This is a genomic window from Clostridium sp. MCC344, from assembly GCF_018785365.1.
Classification (GTDB): domain Bacteria; phylum Bacillota; class Clostridia; order Lachnospirales; family Lachnospiraceae; genus Pilosibacter.
In genome coordinates this window covers 1-215 of sequence record NZ_WQPQ01000123.1, presented here as the reverse complement: position 1 = coordinate 215, position 215 = coordinate 1, and the positions used below count along the sequence as shown (strand labels likewise).

Genomic DNA, 215 nt, shown 5'->3' with positions numbered 1-215 from the left:
TCCAGTTTCAGATCATGTTTTATTTTTCCACAACAGCTGCATGTTCTGGAACTGGGATACCAGCGGTCGATGCGGACAAGTTTCTTCCCTTCCCGTTCCAGTTTATACTGCAAAAAATCTGTGAACATTCTCCAGCCGTTATCATGGACACTTTTTCCAAAATGATGTTCCCCGCTCATCGTCTTCAGATCCAGATCTTCGATACATACGATATC

At 43.3% G+C, this 215-nt stretch carries 1 protein-coding gene; it reads right to left on the bottom strand.

The window, feature by feature from the left end:
- Window positions 1-215, bottom strand: a 215-nt coding sequence (locus tag GPK90_RS18770; protein WP_215703669.1) for a zinc ribbon domain-containing protein, incomplete at both ends; no start/stop codon positions are given.